This is a genomic window from Christiangramia sp. LLG6405-1 (assembly GCF_045055805.1).
In the GTDB taxonomy this organism is placed as follows: Bacteria; Bacteroidota; Bacteroidia; order Flavobacteriales; family Flavobacteriaceae; genus Christiangramia.
On sequence record NZ_CP159330.1, the window covers coordinates 1,450,040 to 1,472,405 of the forward strand.

The window sequence follows — 22,366 nt, forward strand, 5'->3', positions numbered from 1 at the left end:
GTCACAAAGATAATAGATACAATCGGGACGCCAGAATTTGAAAAAAAATAAAATTTTTAAAACCTCAGGCAACCTTTCGTAACTTTCTCTCGTCTATATAAATAGAAGGCCTTTTGAAAATGGTAAAAGTAATACAGCTTTTTAAAAACGAATCCTCTCTCATTAAAAGAGCGAGTGCAGGTAACAGGGATGCCCAGAAACAGATCTATGAAAAGCACGCTCCAAAAATGTTAAGTGTTTGCCGGCAGTATATAAAGGATCTGCATCACGCAGAAGATACAATGCTAAAAGGTTTTATGAAAGTGTTCACTCACCTGGATACTTTCAAGGATGAAGGTAGTTTTGAAGGTTGGATTCGAAAGATCATGGTAAGAGAAAGCATTAGCTTTTTAAGGCAGTTCAAAGAACTACAGTTTCAGGAAGATGACGAATTTGGTCATGAAGTGGCAAATAATATAAATTCTGAAATGGACGTGGCAGACATACAATCGCTTATAGATAGTTTGCCTGAAGGTTATAAGGCGGTATTTGTAATGTATGCCGTAGAAGGTTACAAGCATAGTGAAATTGCTAAGATGCTTGGAATAACCGAAGGGACCTCAAAATCCCAGTTGTTTAAAGCTCGCAAGATGCTTCAGCAAAAAATTAAATCTAATAATACATCTAGTTATGGCGCCAATTAAATTTGAAGAACATATCAGGGAAAAACTGGATAGCCGGGAGATCAGTCCATCAGCTGGAAGTTGGGATAAACTCAGTGAACAGTTAGATAAAAAGGAAAGCTCGGGAAAGAATAGTAAATGGTGGATCTCCTCAATAGCTGCAATTTTTGTGCTTGCTCTCTGCGGAATCATCTATCTGAATATGAATAGAAGTGTTGAAAATACTATAGTGAATACTCCGGAAATTCAGAATCCTTATGAAAATGCAATTGATGAATTTGAGAATCCGGTGCGAATAGCAGAACAGGAAAAAACTGAAGAATCCCAGGCTCAGCCGGAGTCAGAACCGAAGTATGTACAGAAGACAGCTTCAGAAGAGATAAGAATTACATCAAACAAAAAAGAGCAGATCGCATCAGTTGAAGTAGAGGAAATGATTAACAGAGAGTCTATAAAAACTGCAACACCAGCTAGTTTGCAGGAATTAAAAATTTCCGAAGAGGTGAATAAAGTATTGGCGGAGGTTTCCAGGCTAGAATCTCAAAACGGAGATGTAAGCGATACTGAAGTGGAAGCATTGCTTAATAAAGCCATTGCAACTATAGAATATGAAAATGTGCAGAAGTCGAGTGAAATTTCGGCAGATGCTTTACTGGCTGATGTTGAAGCCGAGGTTTACGAATCATTTAAAGAGAAAGTTTTTGAGATCGTGAAAACGGGCTACCAGAAAGCTGCGGTGGCGGTGTCGAATAAACTTGATCATTCAGAAGAAAAATAATTATCCCTTTCAGGGTCATTCATCAATCAATAACCAAATACCAAACATCATGAAATCACTACTAATTACATTCGCATTATGCATTCTCAGTTTTAGTCCATGTGACGCACAAACTGTCGAGATTACCAGCGGGAACAAGATCGAAGTTCTAAAGAAACAGCGCGAAAACATTATCAAACAGGAGAAGGAAGAGCTTAAAGCAGAAGTAGAAGCCATCAATGAGCGGCTGGATAACGAAGAAATTTCTATGCAGGAAGCTGATGAGCTAAAAGAGGAAGCCGCTAAAAAACATGCGTTGAATATTGAAAATCGTTTGGCTATCCTTGATAATAAAATCGCGCTTCTGGAAAGAAACGAGGAATCTAAAGTTGAGAGTGACAAAACATTCGTTTTCTCCTGGAAAGATGAGGACGACAAAGAAGATCCTGATTACGTGGACAAAAGAACTACTTCAACTTTAATGATTGCTGCAGGATTCAACAATGCTTTGCTAGATGGGCAGTCGCTCAATGATTCAGATTTTAAAATTGGCGGCAGTCGGTTTTTCGAAATTGGTTGGGTATGGAGAACGAGAGTTTTCGATGAATCTAACTGGTTAAGACTTAAATACGGAGTTTCATTTCAGTTTAACGGACTCAAACCTACAGATAACAGATTCCTGGTTGACAATAATGGAATTACAGAATTACAGGAATTTGAATATGACCTGAACAAGTCGAAATTTAGAATGGATAATCTGGTCATCCCAGTGCATTTTGAATTCGGACCTTCAAAGAAAATTGAAAATGGCGGGGATTATACATTTTCGACTTATAAAAAGTTCAAAGTTGGTCTTGGAGGATATACCGGTTTCAGTTTAGGTGAAAGACAGAAACTTAAATACAAAGAGGACGGTGACAGAACCAAGGAAAAATTGAAATCTGATTACAATACGAATGATTTTATATATGGATTGAGTGCATATGTAGGATGGGGAAATACCTCGCTCTACGCAAAATATGACCTTAATCCGATCTTTGAAGATCCAAACCCAGAGTTGAATAATGTCTCTCTTGGAATTCGTTTCGACCTTGATTAATTAGCCAATATAGTTTAGTTTTGCGGGGCTTTAAATTTGAGTAATCATTTTTAAAGCCCTTTCTTTTTTGAAGCCTTTTCATTTTGTATTTTTCCATTAAATAGTTGTGAAAATTTGATCTCCAGAACCACCATAGATAATGTTTTTGAAACCGCCCGTGTAGAGGAGGTGATTGGGGATTTTGTACAATTAAAGAAGTCTGGTAGTAATTTAAAAGGGCTTAGTCCCTTTACAGATGAACGTTCTCCAAGTTTTATGGTCTCCCCGGTGAAACAGATCTGGAAAGATTTTAGTAGTGGCAAAGGAGGTAATGTCGTTGCTTTTTTGATGGAGCACGAACACTTCAATTACCCTGAAGCGATCAAATATCTCGCGAAAAAATACGGAATTGAAATAGAGGAGACGCAGCAGACTGACGAGCAGAAGGAGCAGGCCGATGAGCGCGAAAGTATGTACCTGGTTTCAGAATATGCCAGTAAATATTTTCAGACGCAAATGCATAAGACCGACGAAGGTCAGGCAATAGGTTTGAGCTACTTTAAAGAACGCGGCTTTACTTCTGAAACTATCAAAAAATTCAATCTGGGATATTCTCCAGATGAATGGGATGCTTTCACGAAAAATGCACTAGGTGATGGTTACAAACTGGAATTTCTCGAAAAAACGGGTCTTAGTATTGTTAAGGATGAAAAGACATTTGACCGTTTTAAAGGAAGAGTCATGTTTCCAATTCAATCAATGTCTGGACGGGTTCTTGGCTTTGGAGGAAGAATCCTCGGTAATTCGAAAAAAGCAGCTAAATATCTCAACTCTCCGGAAAGTGATATTTATCATAAGAGTAAAGTTCTTTACGGGATCTATCATGCTAAGCAGTCTATTGCCAAAGAAGATAATTGTTACCTCGTTGAAGGGTATACCGATGTCATACAATTCCATCAAAGCGGGATAGAAAATACGGTATCCTCTTCAGGAACTGCTCTAACTTCAGAACAGATCAGGTTGATCAACAGGTTGACCAAGAATATCACGGTGTTGTTCGATGGTGATGCCGCCGGAACTAGGGCTTCTATGCGAGGGATTGATCTCATTCTGGAACAGGGCATGAACGTGAAAGTTTGTCCGTTCCCAGAGGGTGAGGATCCAGATAGTTTTGCCCGATCAAATTCTGAAGCAGAACTGGAGGAATTTCTAAAGGAAAACTCTTATGACTTTATTACGTATAAGGCTTCCCTGCTTATGGATGAAGCCAAAAATGATCCCGTAAAGAAAGCCGGTCTTATCCGGGATATGGTACAGAGTATTGCAAAAATTCCTGATAACATCCAGAAGGAGGTTTATCTACAGGAATGCTCCCGGATCATGGATATTTCTGAAGATGTTTTGTATGCTACCTTAGCTCAATTAGAGAAAAAAGACGGTAAAACTCCGGCGAGAGCTGAGAAAAAACCCATGCAGGTTGTTCGAAATGAAGAATCTACTCCAGTTAAAAAAGTAAATCAGCTTTATATTCTGGAAAGAAAGATCATTAGTCTACTTGTTCTCTATGGAAGGCAGGAAGGCGAATTTCACGATGTCATATTAAAACATAACGATCAGGGCGATCCGGTTTATGAATCTGAAGTGCAGGAAGCGAAGGTATTCGAGAAAATATATCTGGATCTTCAGGATGATGAAATTGAATTTACCAATAAGGACTTTAGGGAATTATTTTCACTACTTATAGAGAGACTAAATTCTGAAGATGAATTTGGAGTGGAAATGATCATTAATGATCTTGAGAAATCTCAGGCTGTTGAACTTACAGATATCCTGATGGAAGATGAGCAGTATGAACTTCATGACTGGGAACGACATGACATTCCGGTAAAAAGCAAAACTCAGGGAGTTGCTCAATTCGTTACCCAGACTATATTGTCACTACGAAGATTTCTGGTTGGTCGTAAGATTAACGAACTTATGGAAGAAATCCGTGAAGTATCTTCAGAAGAAGAACGCACAGAAAAGATCCAGGAGATCATGAGCTACACCAGTTTGAGCACGATTCTCTCAGACCGCCTGGGAAGGGTTATGTAGTATTAAGCTGTAATAATCTTGATTGCGTAATAAGATCTGCAACATTATCTACTTTTAGTTTTTTCAGCAACCTTGTTTTATAAGTGCTTACTGTCTTTTCGTTAATGTCCAGCGCTTCAGCAATGTCCTTATTTCTTTTTCCGGAAGAAAGTAAATTTAATACTTCAGTTTCGCGAGTAGAAAGCTTCTTGAATTTTGTAATCAAACTCTTACCTCTCGTGATGCCGGAATTTAATTTTTCGGTGATCTTACGATTTAAGTAGATCCCGCCTCTTGCAACCTGGTAAATTGCCTTTTCCAGAGTTTCACTATCTGTGTGTTTGGAAATATAACCTGCTGCTCCAGCTTTAATGGCGCTCAAGGCATACATTTCTTCTGGATGTGAACTAAAAATAAGTGTTTTTACCTCGGGAAATTCCTGTTTGATCCTTCGAATGGCGTTGATACCGTTGATTTGCGGAAGATCTAGTTCCACGATTAAAACATCGGGAGCGTTCTTTTCTAACTGACTGAACAACTGGGTACCACTGCTAACTCTGCCTGTAACCTGTAGTGCCGGATTGTTCTGAAGTACGCATTTGATCCCTTCAAAAATTATTGGATGATGGTCTGCAATTAATACTCGATACATGATTCTAAGTTAAAAACAAGTCCGGGGTAACTCGTTGAGTTTGGTTTCTTTAACTTAAAAATACTGCTTTGACCCCTGATATGGGAAATCAGCTACACATATTCGATAAGATGATTATTTCAGCAGATGAACGGGTATGTCACAAACGGGTATTGGCAACATCTTATGTGTGTTTGCAGCATTCAAACGAGAATAGATCTGGAAGACTTCACGTTGTCTGCCTTCAAAATCTGAAGAGGTTTTCCCAGCTTCTTTTGCAGTCATTGCCCATTCAAGTTCGTCATATGACGCTCCTAATTGATCTTCATCACTTCGGCTGTCACCAAAAAGTCCATCGGTTGGAGCTGCAGTCATAATATCATCAATAATGTTGAGGTATTTTCCCAGTTCATAGACTTCACTTTTCATGAGATCTGCTATCGGACTAAGGTCAACACCGCCATCACCATATTTTGTAAAAAATCCAACTCCAAAATCTTCCACTTTATTTCCAGTTCCTGCAACAAGGTATCCATGTAATCCAGCAAAATAATAAAGAGTGGACATACGAAGTCTCGCTCTCGAATTTGCTAATGTAAGATCCAGAGAAGCAGATTTTCTTTCCTGGGGCATGACAGATTTAAATTGTTCAAATACCGGGGTTAGATTCACTTCAAGGTTACTTACGTTCGCAAAGTTATGTTCCAGTTCACTAATGTGTTTTCTGGCGCGGGTAACCTGGCTGCTCGCCTGGTGAATTGGCATTTCCAGGCACAATGTGGGCATTCCGGTTTTTGCGCAAAGCGTTGAGGTTACAGCGGAATCTATACCACCACTCACTCCAACTACAAACCCATTCATATTCGCTTTTGTAGCGTACTCTTTTAACCAGTTTATGATATGATCAGCGACTTTTTCGGTTTGCATAATGTTGGGTGATTTAATTAGTAAGTAATACCTTTGCCTCACAAATCTAACACTAAAAGCCAATTTTTAAAAGATGGCTGCGTTAAAGCCTTCCTAATTGCCAGTTATGCTGAAAAAGATCCTATTCTTTATTACGATTATTTCGGTGTATTCCTGTAATAATCAGTCAGAAACCGAAGAGAAGATCGACAGGATCGATGTAGATTTGAAAGTCATAAGATTTGAACAGGAATTTGCCAGTACAAAACCTCAGCAGTTACCTGAATTAAAACGTAAATATCCATTTTTATTTCCTGAGCAGTTTCCAGATTCGGTTTGGATAGATAAGTTATCTGATACCCTTCAGCTAGAGATCAATCAGGCTGTGGAAGATGATTTTTCAAATTTCACGAATCAGGAGGATGAATTATATGCACTTTTTCAGCATATGAAATACTACTTCCCGGAGTTTAAAGTACCTGTGGTGATCACGGTAACTTCCGAAGTAGATTATAAGAACAAAATAATTTATACTGGAGATTATTTGTTTGTTTCACTCGATACATATCTGGGTACAGATCATCAATTTTATACCGGTCTTCAGGAATATTTAAAAAAGAACTTTAAAAAAGATCAGATCGTCGTAGATGCTGCGGAAGAGATTTCGAAAAAATACGTTCCAGGTCCAGATTCCCGAACGTTTTTAAGTCATATGGTGTATTACGGTAAGATCCAGTATTTGAAAGAGATGCTGCTGCCAATGCTTGTCCCTGCAAGAAGAATAGGCTATTCTGAAGAAGAATTTAACTTCGCCGAAAACAATGAATCTGAGATCTGGAGATACTTTGTAGAGAACGAACTTATTTACGATACAGATAACCAGTTGCAAACACGTTTTCTATTTCCTGCACCATTTTCAAAATTCTATCTTCAACTAGATGCTGAAAGTCCAGCCAGATTAGGTCAATATATTGGTCTTAAGATCGTGAAAGCATATATGGAAAAGAACGACGTATCTCTGGACGGAATGCTAAATACATCTGCTGAAGAAATTTTCAATAAAGCCAATTTTAAACCGAAGAAATAATGCCAGAATTTAAAAAATCTGAGATCAATATAGAAGTTGTAACAGACGATAATCATGTGCCTGAAAATATCACCTGGAGTGCTGAGGATGGGAATGTTTATAAAGAAGACGCAAAAGCACTAATGCTATCTGTATGGGATAGTAAAGATCAGGAAACTTTAAGAATCGACCTCTGGACCAAGGAAATGCCAGTAGATGAAATGAAAAAATTCTTTCATCAAACGTTGGTTTCTATGAGTGACACATATTTTCGCGCTACCCAGGATGATAAAATGCGTGATACCATGAAGGATTTCTGTGATTATTTTGCTGAAAAAACTGAAATCAAGAAGAGCTAATTGGAAAAACTGATCTTTGTTTATAATGCCAACTCAGGTAAACTGAAATCGCTAATTGGAGCCTTTCAGAAGATTGTGAATCCCAATTCCTACGACTGTAGTTTATGCAAACTTACTTACGGTGCTTTTGATAAAAGAAGGCCTGGAGAGACTTTCGTAAAAATGGAGATCTTGATATGGAATTTCTGCACAAAGATGAGTTTTTAAAAACCTATGCTTCTAAATTCGGACATAAGTTTGAATTTCCAATCATTCTCGCTCAGAACCAGAAAGGCCTGGAAGTTTTGGTTTCAACTTCAGAATTGAGGGAAATAACGGAGGTTGAGGAGCTTATTTCAAGAATTAAGGAAAGAACCTAATTTTTCTGATTTTCCGGGAAAAATTGTGACCAGTTTTCATCCATTAAGAACTTGGCGAAAAAATCAATCCTACTTTCACCATTTCTGACTAATATTTGACCATTTGGCTTGATAGCTGCGAAAGAATTACAAAGTGTTGGCTGAATGAAAATATTGTTTCTGAAGAAATTCTCTTGATCAATATAAAATTTCTCTTCTGGATCATCTCTATCGTTCGCTAAATCAATTCCTTTTTCGAACAGATATATAATGGTAACATCAGAATCTTTTTCCAGTTCTTTCCAGAATGGTTTTAAAAATCTTTTGCGTCTTCGAATGCGACTTTTGCTCCATTTTTCATCGGGATGAGAACTGGTACAGAGGTCTCCTTTGAATTTAAAAACAAGTAAAATAGGGGAGTTTGCCTTTATGCTCTTTCCAGTGATCTTAGATAATTCAGCAACTATAGTTCCCGGATCTGAATTGAAACCTTGAAATAAATTTTTATTTAGGGTATTGACTCGGATGTTATTGCTATTTATCGAATCCCATCTTGCACTATTTCTCCATTGTTCTCTGAATTTTTGCTGACTTATGGATTTACCTTCCGCATCAATGAAAATATCTTTATTTCTGTTGACCTTTTGAGCAAGTAAATTAGTTTGCAAACCAATGAAGATACTGATGAGAATTAGGTATTTCATTCGGCCAAAGCTCTATTTATTATTCAACTGTTCGTTGATACTTTCGATATAACTCAGTACTTCATCCTGCCCTAAACCTGCAGATGCTGAAGTGATGAAATATTCCGGCATCTCTTCCCAGGTTTCCAGCATTTCTGCCTTATAGTTAGCAATATGCTTGTCAAGAACCTTCGGTTTAAGCTTATCAGCTTTTGTGAAGATGATGCAGAAAGGAATCGCGTTTTCTCCCATCCACTGCATAAATTCCATATCTATAGGTTGAGGGGAATGTCTTGAATCAATAAGTACAAATGCGCAAACCATTTGTTTACGTTGTTCGAAATAGGCAGTAATGAATTTCTGAAATACTTTTTTAGTGGATTTTGAAACCTGGGCATATCCATAACCCGGTAAATCCACCAGATGCCAGTTCTTATTGATCAGAAAATGATTGATCAATTGGGTTTTTCCCGGTTTCGCTGAAGTTTTTGCCAGAGCCTTTCTGCCCGTAAGCATATTGATAAGTGATGATTTTCCAACATTACTACGGCCAATGAATGCATATTCCGGCAGGGAGCTGTTTGGACAATGATCAACTTTGGAATTACTTATGACGAATTCTGCAGTTTTGATCTTCATAATAAAAGATTTTTAGATGGCTCTTTCTTTAAGCCATGCGTGAAGCACTTCATTGAATTCCTGGGGATGTTCCATCATAGCGGCGTGACCACATTGATCGATCCAGTAAAGGTCTGAATCGGGTAATAATCTTTGGAAATCCTCTGCAACTTCAGGAGGAGTGACAGTGTCATTTTTTCCCCAGATAATGCAGGTAGGCGTTTGCATCTTTGGAAGATCTTTCGCCATATTGTGTCGAATTGCACTCTTGGCAATAGCCAATGTCTTTACCAGTTTATTTCGATCACTTACTGTTTCATATACTTCATCCACGATTTCCTTGGTTGCAACCTCAGGATCGTAAAAAACGGCTTCAGCTTTTTTCTTGATAAATTCGTAATCACCACGTCTTGGATAACTCTCGCCCATGGCATTCTCATATAATCCAGAACTACCGGTAATCACTAGAGCTTCTACATTTTCAGGAAACATTTTAGTCGCTAGCAGTGCAATATGACCTCCAAGGGAATTACCAAGCAGGATCACTTTTTCGTAACCTTTATGGTCCAGAAATTCTTTTAGATATTTCGCGAACGTTCCTACACTGGTCTTGAGAAGAGACATTGAATAAAGTGGTAATTCCGGGATTAACACCTTATAGCCATTTTCCGGAAAGTGACTTACAACTCCGTCAAAATTACTTAGGCCTCCCATAAGTCCGTGAAGAATAACAATCGGGGTGCCTTCGCCTTTTTCGAGATATGTGAATTTCCCCTCCTGCCTTAAGTGATCTTTCATTGATAGCCTTTGCGGTTAGCAATCGCAAATATAGCGATTTCGATACAAGTATAATCATTTTTGATTAACTGCAAACTCATTTCTGGTAAGTGGGAATATAAGATTTTAGAGAAAAATTAAACTAAATGCTCCACTTTTTCCCACGAATTTTCAAGAGTCTGAATAATAAGGAAATAGAGCTATTTCAAAGGTTTTCAATCACATACGGTGGTAAAACTTATCAACATTGTGGTAGAAAGTGGTAAAATGTGGTATTATTTTCAATATATTTGACTTTATAAAGTTAGATCGTGGTAAATCTCATTGGTACATACGAATGTAAAGTAGATGCTAAGGGCCGATTAATGGTTCCTTCAGCATTGAAAAGGCAATTGACTCCAATGTTACAGGATGGTTTTGTGATCAAAAGATCAGTTTTTCAGACTTGTCTGGAATTGTATCCCATGGAACAATGGGATATCATGATGACGAAGATCAATAAACTGAACAGGTTTAAAAAGCAAAATAATGATTTTATAAGAAGGTTTACGGCCGGTGTGAAAACAGTGGAAGTAGACTCGAATGGTCGGCTTTTAATTCCGAAGGATCTAATAGGTTTTGCCGGAATTGATAAGGAGATCGTTCTTTCTTCTGCGATTGGCATCGTAGAAATATGGGATAAAGATAAATATGAAAACGCCATTGAAGATTCTTCAGATGATGACTTTGCAAGTCTTGCTGAAGAAGTGATGGGTAACGATGAGCATGATGGACTATCATAATCCTGTTCTTTTAAAGGAATCTGTAGATGGCTTGAATATCCAGCCAGACGGGGTGTACGTAGATGTGACCTTTGGAGGTGGTGGTCATTCCAGAGAGATTTTAAGCAGGCTTGGACCTGCCGGAAAATTATACGCTTTCGACCAGGACAAGGATGCGCTTGAGAACAAGTTAGATGATGAGCGTTTTACACTTATCAATGAGAACTTCAGATTTCTGAAGAGATTTCTAAGGTTCTATGGAGTAAAGCAAGTTGATGGAATTCTTGGTGATTTTGGTGTTTCCTCACATCAGTTCAATGAAGCTGAAAGAGGATTTTCAACCAGATTCGATGCCCGGCTGGACATGAGAATGAACCAGGGTGATAAGTTGAGTGCTTACGAGGTCATTAATGAATACGAAGAGGAGCAGCTGAAGAAGTTGTTCTATGCGTATGCAGATTTGAAAAACGCACCCAAACTTGCCCGTACCATCGTGGAAGAAAGAAAGAACGGAGCTATAGAAACCAGTGAGCAGCTAAAGGATCTATTGAAGCCGCATTTATTCCGCGGAAAGGAAAATAAGATCCTGGCGCAGATCTATCAGGCAATTCGTATAGAAGTGAATCAGGAAATTGAAGTGCTCAAAGAGTTTCTTCAGCAAACTGAAGAAGTGATCCGTAAAGACGGAAGGCTAAGTTTGATCTCTTACCACTCTCTTGAAGACAGGTTGGTAAAGCGGTATATAAGAAGTGGATTGTTTGAAGGAGAACCGGAGAAAGACATGTATGGTAATATAGATGTCCCGTTCAGGAAAACCAGCGGACTCATCATTCCCTCTAAAGTTGAGATAAAACAAAATAACCGGGCGAGAAGTGCCAAATTAAGAGTGGCGCGTAAGCTTTAAGAATTATGAAGAAAGGGTTTTACAATATACTCAAGGCTAATTTTCTTATTAGCGAAGATGCTGTAAAAAACTGGCGGTTCATCGTCTATTGTACCGTTCTGGCAATTATCATGATCGCCAGTTCTCACAATGCAGAAAAGAAGGTGCACCAGATCGCAAGATTAAGCACAGAAGTGAAGGAGTTGAGAAGTGAGCATATTGAACGAAGATCAGATCTCATGAAGATCAAAATGGAATCCACTATCACCGAATCTATGTCGGGTAAAGGTATTGGACCGTCTGATACGCCACCGAACAAAATTAGAGTCATCATAAAAGAATAAACCTTAAATGGCAACAACAGAAAAAAGCATCCTGAATCGTATGTATTTCGTGGCCGGCTGCCTGTTCCTCTTCGCAATCGCGGTAGGGGTGAAATTGCTGAATATTCAGTTTGTTCATGGTGAACATTACAAAAGTCTTGCGGAAGAGCGCACTCTAAGAAATTTCAAAATTCCTGCGAATCGTGGGAACCTTTACGATTCTAATGGAAATCTACTGGCTACTTCAGTTCCCAAATATGACATTCGATTTGATGCCGTAACTGTTTCAGACAAAAATTTTGAAGAGAACATAGGCGAGTTGTCTGCTAAGCTTTCCAAAATGTTAGGACGTTCTGCTTCCTATTATTCTCAAAAATTAAGAACAGCGCGCGCAAATAAACAGCGCTACGTATTGATCGCTAAGAATCTTGGATACTCAGAATATGTGAAGATCAAGAGTTTTCCAATGTTCAATCTCGGTGCTTTTAAAGGTGGAATGATTACGGAACAAAGCACGGTTAGAGAGCATCCGCTTGGTAAAATGGGAGAAAGAACCGTTGGCTATGAGCGTAGAGATGAGAATGGATATTTTACCCGGGTCGGCCTGGAAGGAGCTTTTAGTAACTACCTGAGAGGAACAGATGGTCGCCGTTTAAAGCAGAAGATCGCCAAAGGACAATGGAAACCTATTAGTGATAATAACGAAATGGAGCCCAAAGATGGTTATGATGTCATTTCTACGATCGATGTAAATATCCAGGATATCGCGCATCATTCACTATTACGTCAATTAGAATATTTTGAGGCAGATCATGGGACTGTAGTGGTTATGGAAACCGCAACAGGCGAGATCAAAGCAATGTCAAATCTAGGACGTACAGAAGATGGTACTTATTTCGAAAAAAGAAATTATGCAGTATACGAGGCTCACGAACCTGGTTCTACTTTTAAATTAATGGCAATGGTAGCTGCACTCGAGGATGAGGTAGTGGATACCAGCCAGGTTATTGATACAGAAAAAGGTGTGGTGCGGTTTTACGGTCGGCCTGTACGTGATTCACATCATGGTGGTTATGGTGAAATTTCGGTGGCGAAGGCATTTGAATTGTCTTCTAATACAGCCTTTACCAAAATGATCACTGAAGGTTATAAAAATGACCCTTCCAGATTCGTAGATAGATTGTACGACATGGGTCTTAATGATAAGATTGGTCTTGAAATTAAAGGTGAGGGCTCTCCCCGAATTCCTCACCCTCAGGACAAATCCTGGAATGGATTAAGCTTACCCTGGATGGCATTTGGTTATGGGGTGGCAATTACGCCTTTGCAAACGCTAACTTTTTACAATGCGATCGCAAATGATGGTGAGATGATCAAACCGCGATTTATCAAGGCGGTGAAAGATCGGGACAAGTCTATTATCACTATGGATAAGCAGGTGATGAACCCATCTATCTGTTCTCCTGAAACTGCTGCCAAGGTTCGTGAGATGATGAAGAATACGGTTGAGCGCGGCACAGCTGCCAATATCTATACTGAAAACTTTTCGATGGCCGGTAAGACAGGAACATGCCAGACCGAATACTGGATAGAACCAGGTAGATATATAGCTTCTTTCGCCGGATATTTTCCTGCGGAAGATCCTAAATACTCTTGTATCGTGGTGATTCATAAGCCAAACAGAAGAAAGGGATATTACGGAAATATCGTAGCGGCTCCTGTTTTTAAAGATATCGCCAGAAAGATCTATACAGATACACCGGTGATGGATGAGCTCGAAAATCTTGATTTTGAAGACGAGGATATCCAAGCCGACTTTGATACTTACTACGCAAGCATACAGGATGAAAAAATGCTGATGCCAGATGTTACCGGGATGCCGGCAATGGATGCGATCTCTATCCTTGAGAATCTTGGAATAAAGGTTCGGTTGAATGGAAAAGGAGTAGTAAAAAGACAATCTGTTTCAGCAGGAAAAAAATTAAGTAATAACGCGATCGTAAATCTTGAATTGAGTTAATGCAGGTTTTAAAAGACATACTCTATAAAGTGAATATTAAGTCGGTTTCCGGAGATACCGGGGTGACCATACGCGATATTCATTTCGATTCCAGAAAAGTTTCTCTAAATGATGTTTTTATCGCTATTCGAGGAAGCTTAAGTGATGGTCATGATTATATCAAAAATGCTGAAAATCAGGGGGCGCTTGCCATCGTATGTGAGGAGCTTCCGAAGGAAAAAGTTAATGGTGTTACTTATATTGAAGTAGCAGACTCCAAGAGAGCGCTGGCATATATTTCAGCAAATTATTACGAGAACCCTTCAGAAAACTTAAAACTGGTCGGAGTTACGGGTACCAATGGGAAAACAACCATTGCGACTTTACTATATGATCTGTTTACCAAGGCTGGATTCAAATGCGGACTACTTTCTACGGTGAAAATCATGGTTGGAGATGAGGAACGTACTGCCATTCGAACAACTCCAGATTCCATAAGTATCAATTCACATCTAAGTGATATGAATGATGCCGGTGTGGAATTCTGCTTTATGGAAGTAAGTTCACATGGAATTGATCAGCATCGTACAACTGCTCTAAAATTTGAAGGTGGAATTTTCACGAACCTCTCCCATGATCATCTTGACTATCACAAAGACTTTGCAGAATACCGTGATGTGAAAAAGAGGTTTTTTGATGAATTGCCAGCTTCAGCTTTTGCACTTACCAATATCGATGATAAGAATGGTGATGTAATGATTCAGAATACAAAAGCGAAGAAATACAGCTACGCTTTAAAATCTTATGCAGACTACCAGGCTCAGATCCTTGAGAATAATTTTACAGGGTTGCTGCTGAAAGTAAGAGATCAGGAATTATGGTCCAGACTGATAGGTACTTTTAACGCATATAATGTTCTTGCGATTTATGCTACTGCGGAATTATTAGGCTTAAAAACCCTGGAAACACTTCGAATTATAAGCGAATTGAGTTCTGTTAGTGGAAGGTTTCAGTATATAATTTCAGAAAAAGAAAAGGTAACAGCAATTGTTGACTACGCACATACACCCGATGCGCTGAAGAATGTATTGGAGACCATCAATAGTATTCGTACTAAGAATGAAAATTTGATCACGGTGGTTGGATGTGGTGGTGACAGAGACAATACGAAAAGACCAAAAATGGGGCATATTGCTTCTGCATTAAGCACCAAAGTGATCTTCACTAGCGATAATCCAAGAACCGAAGATCCTGATAAGATCATCGAGGATGTGGAAGCTGGAGTAGAGCCACAGAACTTCAAAAAGATAATGAGTGTAACCAACCGCAAACAGGCAATTCGAACTGCCTGCCAGATGGCTACAACCAACGATATTATACTAATTGCCGGGAAAGGTCATGAGACTTACCAGGAGGTAAACGGAGAACGATTTGATTTTGATGACCTCAAAATTGTAAAGGAATTTCTAAAAACTCTGGATAAATAATGCTGTATTACTTGTTTAAATTTTTAGAAGATAGATATCAGCTGCCGGGAGCACAGTTATTTGAATTCCTGTCATTCAGGTCTGCAATGGCGATCATATTATCGCTAGGAATTTCTACGATCTATGGAAAACACATTATCAATTACCTGAGAGCTAAACAAATAGGTGAGAGCGTTAGAGATCTTGGATTGAAGGGTCAGACAGAAAAAGCGGGTACACCAACCATGGGAGGTGTGATCATTATAGTCGCGACACTAATCCCTGTTTTACTGTTCGCCAAGCTGGAAAATATCTACGTCATCCTATTGATCATTACTACCCTCTGGATGGGTGCGATCGGGTTCCTGGATGATTATATCAAGACATTTAAGAAAGATAAAGAAGGATTAAAGGGAATTTTTAAAGTAATAGGCCAGATTGGACTTGGACTAATTGTAGGATGTACCATGTATTTTCATCCACAGATAACTACAAAGGAAGTAGTTACAGACACTAATCCTACTGAAAATGTGATAGCCAGAGCTGAGGTTGTGGATATGGGTCCGGAATTAAAGGATACCAGTACCACAATTCCGTTTGTTAAGGACAACGAATTTGAATACTCCAGTTTAATAAGTTGGATAGATGCAGACCTCGTAAACTATGCGTGGCTGATATTTATTCCTATCGTGATCTTTATAGTAACTGCAGTTTCTAATGGAGCGAATCTTACTGATGGTATCGATGGACTCGCCGCTGGATCATCGGCTATTATTGTGCTAACACTGGGAATCTTTGCCTGGGTTTCGGGTAACATCATATTTTCAGATTACCTGAATATAATGTACATCCCACGGTCTGGTGAGATGACCATTTTTATAACGGCTTTTGCCGGTGCTTTAGTCGGCTTTCTTTGGTATAACACATATCCAGCGCAGGTTTTTATGGGAGATACTGGAAGTCTGACCATTGGAGGAATTATCGCAGTGCTCGCGATCGCCACCAGAAAGGAATTGCTAATACCATTACTATGCGGAATTTTCCTTGTGGAAAATCTTTCAGTAGTACTACAGGTAGGTTGGTTCAAATGGACTAAGAGTAAATTTGGTGAAGGAAGAAGGATATTTTTGATGTCACCTCTTCATCATCATTATCAGAAAAAAGGCAGACATGAAAGTAAGATTGTAGTAAGATTCTGGATTATCGGAATTTTCCTGGCGATACTTACGATCGTCACCTTAAAAGTACGCTAGGATGGAAAGACTGGTCATACTTGGAGGTGGAGAAAGTGGAGTTGGTACGGCAATTCTTGGAAAAGAGAAGGGCTACGAGGTTTTTCTTTCAGATAAAGGAAGGATCAAGGATAAGTACCGTGATGTTCTTACAAAACTGGAGATTGATTGGGAAGATGAGAAACATTCAGAAGAAAAGATTCTGAATGCGAATGTGGTGATGAAAAGCCCTGGTATTCCTGATACTGCTGCACTTGTTGTAAAACTTCGGAAGAATGATATTCCTGTTTTATCAGAAATTGAATTCGCTTCCTGGTTTTCTGAAACTCCGGTGATCGGGATCACAGGAAGCAACGGTAAAACAACAGTGACCAACCTGATACAGCATTTAATGAAGAACGGCGAGGTAAATTCAGGAATGGGTGGAAATATTGGAAACAGCTATGCGAAAATGGTTGCTGAAAATAAGCATGATTGGTTTGTTCTTGAATTATCCAGTTTTCAGCTGGATGGAATCGAAGATTTCAAACCGCATATTGCCATTTTAACCAACATTACGCCAGATCATTTAGATCGCTATGATTACAAATTTGAAAATTATATAGAATCAAAATTCAGAATAACAAAGAATCAAACAGCCGAAGATTATTTCATCTACGATGCAGATGATCCAGTGATCACAGAATGGCTTGAGAAAAATCCTGTGAAAGCACAAAAGTTGCCATTTTCAATGGAAAAGAAACTTGAAAACGGCGCTTACTTAGAAGATACAAACATTGTTATAAAAATAAATAATACCGAGTTTACTATGTCAACATCAGATATATCCCTACAGGGCAAACATAACACCAAGAATGCAATGGCTGCGGCTACCGTTTCTCAGTTGCTTAGAATTAGAAAGCAGACCATTAGAGAAAGCATGGCTAATTTTCAGGGTGTGGAACATCGTCTTGAAAAGGTGCTAAAGATCAACAATGTAATGTATATCAACGATTCCAAAGCGACCAATGTAAATGCAACTTATTACGCATTGGAAAGTATGGAATCTGAAACTGTATGGATCCTTGGCGGTGTGGATAAAGGCAATGTTTATGATGATCTACTTCCTTTAGTGAACGAAAAAGTGAAGGCGATCATTTGCTTAGGAGTTGACAATGAGAAAATCAAAAGAGCTTTTGGAAACATCGTGGAAAACATGGTAGAAACCGGATCCATGGATGAGGCAGTTAAAATGGCTTACAGATTAGCAGATAAAGGTGATAATGTGTTGTTGTCTCCGGCATGTGCGAGTTTCGATCTATTCGAAAATTATGAAGACAGAGGCAGACAGTTTAAGAATGCCGTGCGTAATCTATAAGAATTGATAAAATTATTGAATAGCGTATAATGAGCAACGTATTTGCAAATTTAAAAGGTGATAAAGTGATCTGGGCGGTAGCAGCTTTGCTGGCGATCTTTTCCTTTTTGCCGGTGTACAGTGCCAGTAGTAATCTGGCCTATCTCCACGGAGATGGTAGTACTACCGGATTTCTTATCATGCACTTTTTTCATTTGCTACTTGGTTTTTGCCTGTTATTCGCGGTACATAAAATACCTTATCATTACTTTCGGGGAATAAGTATTTTACTGCTCCCTATTGTAATTATTTTACTGATTTTCACAATTGCCCAGGGAACTACCATTGATGGTGCTTATGCCAGTAGATGGATACGTATCCCGGTATTAAATGTGTCCTTCCAGTCTTCAACTCTGGCTTCGGTCGTTTTGATGGTTTATGTTGCCAGATATCTCTCTAAGATCACCGAGAAAAAAGTAACATTTAAGGAGACAATAATTCCGCTATGGGCGCCTGTTTTCGCTGTATTAGTGCTAATTTTGCCGGCCAATTTCTCCACAACGGCGATCATTTTTGTCATGACGCTGATACTGATGTTTTTAGGAGGTTATCCTATCAAATACCTATCAGCCATTGTTGGTGTCGGTATTGTAATGCTGGGTATTTTCGTGCTTACAGCTAAAGCATTTCCAGGTTTATTACCCAACAGGGTCGATACCTGGTCCAGCCGAATTGAAACCTTTTTCGATGGAGAGGAAGCAGATGAGCAATACCAGGTAGAGAAAGCTAAAATTGCGATCGCTCAGGGTGGTATTACAGGAACTGGAATTGGTAAAAGTGTACAAAGAAATTTTCTACCACAATCTTCTTCAGATTTTATTTACGCGATCATCGTGGAGGAAATGGGGTTGATAGGAGCTTTTGGAGTGATGCTAGCCTACTTGCTTCTGTTATTCAGGATTGTGATCGTTGCTACCAAAGCGAGTAGCATATTTGGTAAACTGGTGGTGATGGGTGTAGGATTACCTATAGTTTTCCAGGCGCTTATCAATATGGGTGTTGCGGTGGAATTATTTCCGGTAACGGGACAAACCTTGCCGCTGGTTAGTAGTGGAGGAACTTCTATCTGGATGACCTGTATTGCACTAGGAATTATACTGAGTGTAAGTGCAAGAAGAGAAGAAATTAAGGAATTCGAAAATGAGAGCCTGAATGGCGAGGAAGAGAATCCTCTGGATATTTTGAGCGAAGCGATATGAAGAAGAACATGCGAGTTATATTATCAGGTGGCGGAACAGGTGGACATATCTATCCTGCGATCGCTATTGCAGATGAGATCAAAAATCGTCATCCAGAAGCTGAAATATTATTTGTAGGTGCAAAGAACCGCATGGAAATGGAGAAGGTGCCTCAGGCTGGTTATAAAATCGAAGGTCTGTGGATCACAGGGATCGATCGTTCTCTAAGTCTTAGAAACTTATCGTTTCCTTTTAAGTTAATTAGTAGTATCTCAAAATCGAGAAAGATCGTAAAGAGATTTAAGCCGGATGTAGTCATTGGTACTGGTGGATTTGCCAGCGGACCATTACTGCGTGTAGCGATCTCCAGGAATATTCCAACGCTGGTGCAGGAACAGAATAGTCTTCCAGGTATCACCAATAAAATACTGGCTAAGAATGCAAGTGTTATCTGTGCTGCCTATGAAAAAGTAAAAGATTATTTCCCTGCGGAAAAAACTGTCATTACTGGAAACCCGGTTAGACAGGATTTGCTTAAGGTGAATACACTAAGACACGAAGCTCAGGAATATTTTAAACTGAAGCCTGGAAAGAAAACAGTACTAATTTTAGGAGGAAGCCTGGGAGCAAGAAGGATCAATAAACTTATTGAAACCTATTTGAAGCGATTCGAACAGAAAAATGTACAGTTGATCTGGCAAATTGGGAAGCTATACTATTCAGATTATAAAAAGTACGCTTCAGATAAGGTGGTGGCAAAAGAATATATCAATCGTATGGACCTGGCGTATGCAGCTGCAGATGTGATCATCTCGAGAGCTGGAGCTGGAAGCGTTTCAGAATTATGCATAGTAGGAAAACCGGTGTTATTTATCCCTTCCCCTAATGTTGCTGAAAATCATCAGGCGAAAAATGCCATGGCGGTAACAGATCATGATGCGGCACTGATGATTACTGAAGATGAACTTACAGAAAAATTTGATCCATGCTTTTTTAGCTTTTTAAAAGATGAAAGAAGACTGGAAAGATTTTCAAGAAATATAAAACAACTGGCGCTGCCTAACGCAACATCAGATATAGTAAACGAAGTAGAAAAGCTTGTAGAAAGAAACTAATGACGAATCTTGACCACATAGAACATTTTTATTTCATTGGAATCGGTGGAATTGGGATGAGTGCGCTCGCTAGATACTTTCAGGCGAAGGGCGCAAAAGTTTGTGGTTACGATCGTACACCTTCGAAACTTACAGCAGAATTAGAGAAGGAAGGGATCTTTATTAGTTATACAGATGAGGTTGAGGCTATTCCACAGAATATATTAGAGGATGTAGAAAATAGTCTCGTGGTGTATACTCCTGCCGTTCCAAAGGATCATAAACAGTTTGGTTATTTTCAGCAGGAAGGATTTCAGGTCGTGAAAAGATCTGAATTGCTGGGAATGGTTACCTCTAACAAATACTGCCTGGCCGTTGCCGGTACTCACGGAAAAACTACGACAACCGCTATTTTAGGTCATTTGCTAAAAGAAACTGGCGCGAAAGTAACTGCATTCCTGGGCGGAATTAGTGAAGATATACAGTCAAACCTGATCATGCAGGGCGATGAGGTTGTAGTAGTAGAGGCAGATGAGTTTGATCGTTCATTTCTTCGGCTTTCTCCAAACATTGCGGCGATAACATCTATGGATGCAGATCATCTCGATATCTACGGAAGTAAAGAAGAACTGGAAAAATCGTTTAAGGAGTTTGCTGCAAAAATACCTGAAAACGGCACTTTATTCGTTAATAATAAATTATCTCTAAGCGGAATGACACTTGGCATAAATGATGCGAGTGATTATTCAGCTAAGAACGTAAAAATTGAGAACGGCACTTATGTCTTTGATCTAAAGACTCCTTCTCAAACTATAGAAAATTTAAGACTTAATCTACCCGGCAATCACAATTTGCTGAATGCTATAACAGCCCTGGCGATGGCGATCGAATACGGATCCCCAACCATCGATCTGGCCAGGGCTTTATATTCTTTCAAAGGTGTAAGACGTAGATTCAATTATAAGATTAAAACCGATAAACTGGTGCTAATTGATGACTATGCTCATCATCCTACAGAGATTTCTGCAGTACATCAGGCGGTTCGTGCAATGTACCCCGACAAAATTGTTCTTGCGGTTTTTCAACCCCACTTGTTTAGCCGTACCCGTGACTTCGCTGAAGATTTTGCCTCCAGCCTTTCAGAATTTGATAAGGTCTTTCTCATGGATATTTATCCCGCGCGAGAAACCCCAATCGACGGCATCACTTCAGCCTGGTTACTGGAACAAATAGAAAATGATTACAAGAGACTTGTTAGCAAACATGATCTTATTGATTTTATAAGGTCTGAATATGCAGATGTTGTAGTAATGATGGGCGCTGGCGATATTGGAGATGAAGTTGAATCTGTTCAAAAAGCCTTACAGAATGAAGCGTAGTCTAAAGTTTATACAGCCTTTAATTTTAATCCTGCTAATAGGAGGGCTTTATGGTTTTGCAGAACATCGCCATAAGAACAGAAAATTAACCAATATCAAGGTTAGTTTTACCGAGACTGAGAACCTCTATGTGACTGAGGAAGTGGTTAATAAATTGTTAATACAATCTAATGACAGTGTCTCGAGCATAGATAAAGAAACTTTAGATTTGAATAGAGTGGAAGCTATGCTGAACGATCACGACATGATTGAAAATGCAGAAGTATTTCTAACACTCGACGGAAAATTGAAAGCGACCGTAAGTCAGAGAAAGCCAATAGGCAGGGTAGCTGGAAATTCTTCATTTTACCTGGATAGAAATGGGGAGATCATGCCATTATCAGAATATTACTCGGCTAGAGTGCCGCTAATGTTCGGATTTGATGGAAGCACTGTAGCTGAAGTTTACGGGATCGTAAGTTATATTCAGAATGATGATTTTCTAAGAAAACATGTAACGGGAATTACTCGTTTAAATGCTGAAGCCTATGCTTTAGAACTTAGAGAGAATGATTTTCAAGTTTATTTTGGAGATACTACAATGATAGATCTCAAGTTTAACAATTTTAAAGCCTTTTATAAGAAGGCTACGAAGGATAAGAAATTAAATACCTACAAAAAAGTGAACCTACAATTTGGAGATCAGGTTGTGTGCACGAAAAAATAGT

Annotated in this window: 23 protein-coding genes; 18 read left to right on the top strand and 5 right to left on the bottom strand. The window is 39.0% G+C overall.

Annotated elements, in window-relative coordinates; genetic code table 11:
* Positions 1-119 precede the first annotated feature (119 nt).
* The 4 genes from ABVM50_RS06700 to dnaG all read left to right on the top strand — a co-directional run bounded on the left by ABVM50_RS06700 (position 120) and on the right by dnaG (position 4,591).
* Entirely contained in the window at positions 120-683 is a 564-nt protein-coding gene (locus tag ABVM50_RS06700) for an RNA polymerase sigma factor (protein ID WP_141876869.1), read from the top strand.
* The gene (locus ABVM50_RS06705) at positions 670-1,440 is read left to right on the top strand and encodes a hypothetical protein (RefSeq protein ID WP_405200490.1); all 771 of its coding nucleotides are present in this window, start codon (positions 670-672) and stop codon (positions 1,438-1,440) included. Before ABVM50_RS06700 ends, ABVM50_RS06705 begins: the two co-directional genes overlap by 14 nt.
* Positions 1,441-1,489: 49 nt before the next feature.
* Positions 1,490-2,518, top strand: a complete 1,029-nt coding sequence (locus ABVM50_RS06710; RefSeq protein ID WP_405200491.1) for a hypothetical protein — start codon at positions 1,490-1,492, stop codon at positions 2,516-2,518.
* 114 nt (positions 2,519-2,632) lie between these two features.
* Complete coding sequence (gene dnaG, locus ABVM50_RS06715; protein WP_405200492.1) at positions 2,633-4,591, top strand: DNA primase; 1,959 nt, start codon at positions 2,633-2,635, stop codon at positions 4,589-4,591.
* On the opposite strand, the gene ABVM50_RS06720 is transcribed toward dnaG, so the two are convergent.
* Together ABVM50_RS06720 and nadE are read right to left on the bottom strand one after the other, a co-directional pair.
* A complete protein-coding gene (locus ABVM50_RS06720; RefSeq protein WP_141876873.1) occupies positions 4,584-5,222 on the bottom strand; it encodes a response regulator transcription factor in 639 nt (212 codons plus the stop codon). The two genes, dnaG and ABVM50_RS06720, sit on opposite strands and share 8 nt — an antisense overlap.
* Before the next feature lie 114 nt (positions 5,223-5,336).
* On the bottom strand, positions 5,337-6,128 hold the full coding sequence (gene nadE, locus ABVM50_RS06725) for an NAD(+) synthase (RefSeq protein ID WP_405200493.1): 792 nt from the start codon (positions 6,126-6,128) through the stop codon (positions 5,337-5,339).
* 106 nt (positions 6,129-6,234) lie between these two features.
* On the opposite strand from nadE, the gene gldB reads away from it, so the two are divergent.
* The 3 genes from gldB to ABVM50_RS06740 all read left to right on the top strand — a co-directional run bounded on the left by gldB (position 6,235) and on the right by ABVM50_RS06740 (position 7,891).
* Positions 6,235-7,194, top strand: coding sequence for a gliding motility lipoprotein GldB (gene gldB / locus ABVM50_RS06730; RefSeq protein WP_405200494.1), 960 nt, complete (start codon positions 6,235-6,237; stop codon positions 7,192-7,194).
* Complete coding sequence (gene gldC / locus ABVM50_RS06735; protein ID WP_141876876.1) at positions 7,194-7,532, top strand: gliding motility protein GldC; 339 nt, start codon at positions 7,194-7,196, stop codon at positions 7,530-7,532. Before gldB ends, gldC begins: the two co-directional genes overlap by 1 nt.
* A 176-nt stretch (positions 7,533-7,708) precedes the next feature.
* Entirely contained in the window at positions 7,709-7,891 is a 183-nt protein-coding gene (locus ABVM50_RS06740) for a hypothetical protein (protein WP_405200495.1), read from the top strand.
* Here ABVM50_RS06740 and ABVM50_RS06745 read toward each other — a convergent pair.
* Genes ABVM50_RS06745 through ABVM50_RS06755 form a run of 3 tightly spaced genes read right to left on the bottom strand, consistent with a single transcriptional unit; the run spans position 7,888 to position 9,969 of the window.
* Entirely contained in the window at positions 7,888-8,574 is a 687-nt protein-coding gene (locus ABVM50_RS06745) for a hypothetical protein (RefSeq protein ID WP_405200496.1), read from the bottom strand. The two genes, ABVM50_RS06740 and ABVM50_RS06745, sit on opposite strands and share 4 nt — an antisense overlap.
* Before the next feature lie 12 nt (positions 8,575-8,586).
* Positions 8,587-9,192, bottom strand: a complete 606-nt coding sequence (gene yihA / locus ABVM50_RS06750; RefSeq protein ID WP_405200497.1) for a ribosome biogenesis GTP-binding protein YihA/YsxC — start codon at positions 9,190-9,192, stop codon at positions 8,587-8,589.
* Between the two features lie 12 nt (positions 9,193-9,204).
* A complete protein-coding gene (locus tag ABVM50_RS06755; RefSeq protein ID WP_405200498.1) occupies positions 9,205-9,969 on the bottom strand; it encodes an alpha/beta fold hydrolase in 765 nt (254 codons plus the stop codon).
* A gap of 290 nt (positions 9,970-10,259) precedes the next feature.
* Between ABVM50_RS06755 and mraZ the strand changes: the two genes are divergently transcribed.
* The 11 genes from mraZ to ABVM50_RS06810 are packed head-to-tail and all read left to right on the top strand — an operon-like array spanning position 10,260 to position 22,365.
* Entirely contained in the window at positions 10,260-10,730 is a 471-nt protein-coding gene (mraZ, locus tag ABVM50_RS06760; RefSeq protein WP_405200499.1) for a division/cell wall cluster transcriptional repressor MraZ, read from the top strand.
* The gene (gene rsmH, locus ABVM50_RS06765) at positions 10,717-11,613 is read left to right on the top strand and encodes a 16S rRNA (cytosine(1402)-N(4))-methyltransferase RsmH (protein ID WP_405200691.1); all 897 of its coding nucleotides are present in this window, start codon (positions 10,717-10,719) and stop codon (positions 11,611-11,613) included. The genes mraZ and rsmH overlap by 14 nt, the downstream gene beginning before the upstream one ends.
* A gap of 5 nt (positions 11,614-11,618) precedes the next feature.
* On the top strand, positions 11,619-11,936 hold the full coding sequence (locus tag ABVM50_RS06770) for an FtsL-like putative cell division protein (protein ID WP_141876881.1): 318 nt from the start codon (positions 11,619-11,621) through the stop codon (positions 11,934-11,936).
* A gap of 7 nt (positions 11,937-11,943) precedes the next feature.
* Positions 11,944-13,935 (top strand): penicillin-binding protein, encoded by a 1,992-nt coding sequence (locus ABVM50_RS06775; RefSeq protein ID WP_405200500.1) that lies wholly within the window; start codon positions 11,944-11,946, stop codon positions 13,933-13,935.
* Positions 13,935-15,401 (top strand): UDP-N-acetylmuramoyl-L-alanyl-D-glutamate--2,6-diaminopimelate ligase, encoded by a 1,467-nt coding sequence (locus tag ABVM50_RS06780; protein ID WP_405200501.1) that lies wholly within the window; start codon positions 13,935-13,937, stop codon positions 15,399-15,401. The genes ABVM50_RS06775 and ABVM50_RS06780 overlap by 1 nt, the downstream gene beginning before the upstream one ends.
* The gene (gene mraY, locus ABVM50_RS06785; RefSeq protein WP_405200502.1) at positions 15,401-16,633 is read left to right on the top strand and encodes a phospho-N-acetylmuramoyl-pentapeptide-transferase; all 1,233 of its coding nucleotides are present in this window, start codon (positions 15,401-15,403) and stop codon (positions 16,631-16,633) included. The genes ABVM50_RS06780 and mraY overlap by 1 nt, the downstream gene beginning before the upstream one ends.
* 1 nt (position 16,634) lies before the next feature.
* A complete protein-coding gene (murD, locus tag ABVM50_RS06790) occupies positions 16,635-17,969 on the top strand; it encodes a UDP-N-acetylmuramoyl-L-alanine--D-glutamate ligase (RefSeq protein WP_405200503.1) in 1,335 nt (444 codons plus the stop codon).
* Positions 17,970-17,998: 29 nt separating this feature from the next.
* A complete protein-coding gene (locus ABVM50_RS06795) occupies positions 17,999-19,207 on the top strand; it encodes an FtsW/RodA/SpoVE family cell cycle protein (RefSeq protein ID WP_405200504.1) in 1,209 nt (402 codons plus the stop codon).
* The gene (gene murG / locus ABVM50_RS06800) at positions 19,204-20,301 is read left to right on the top strand and encodes an undecaprenyldiphospho-muramoylpentapeptide beta-N-acetylglucosaminyltransferase (protein ID WP_405200505.1); all 1,098 of its coding nucleotides are present in this window, start codon (positions 19,204-19,206) and stop codon (positions 20,299-20,301) included. The genes ABVM50_RS06795 and murG overlap by 4 nt, the downstream gene beginning before the upstream one ends.
* Positions 20,301-21,659, top strand: coding sequence for a UDP-N-acetylmuramate--L-alanine ligase (murC, locus tag ABVM50_RS06805; protein WP_405200506.1), 1,359 nt, complete (start codon positions 20,301-20,303; stop codon positions 21,657-21,659). Before murG ends, murC begins: the two co-directional genes overlap by 1 nt.
* Positions 21,649-22,365 carry a cell division protein FtsQ/DivIB gene (locus ABVM50_RS06810; protein WP_405200507.1) on the top strand — a complete coding sequence of 239 codons (717 nt, stop codon included), beginning with the start codon at positions 21,649-21,651 and terminating at the stop codon, positions 22,363-22,365. Before murC ends, ABVM50_RS06810 begins: the two co-directional genes overlap by 11 nt.
* Position 22,366: the final 1 nt, after the last annotated feature.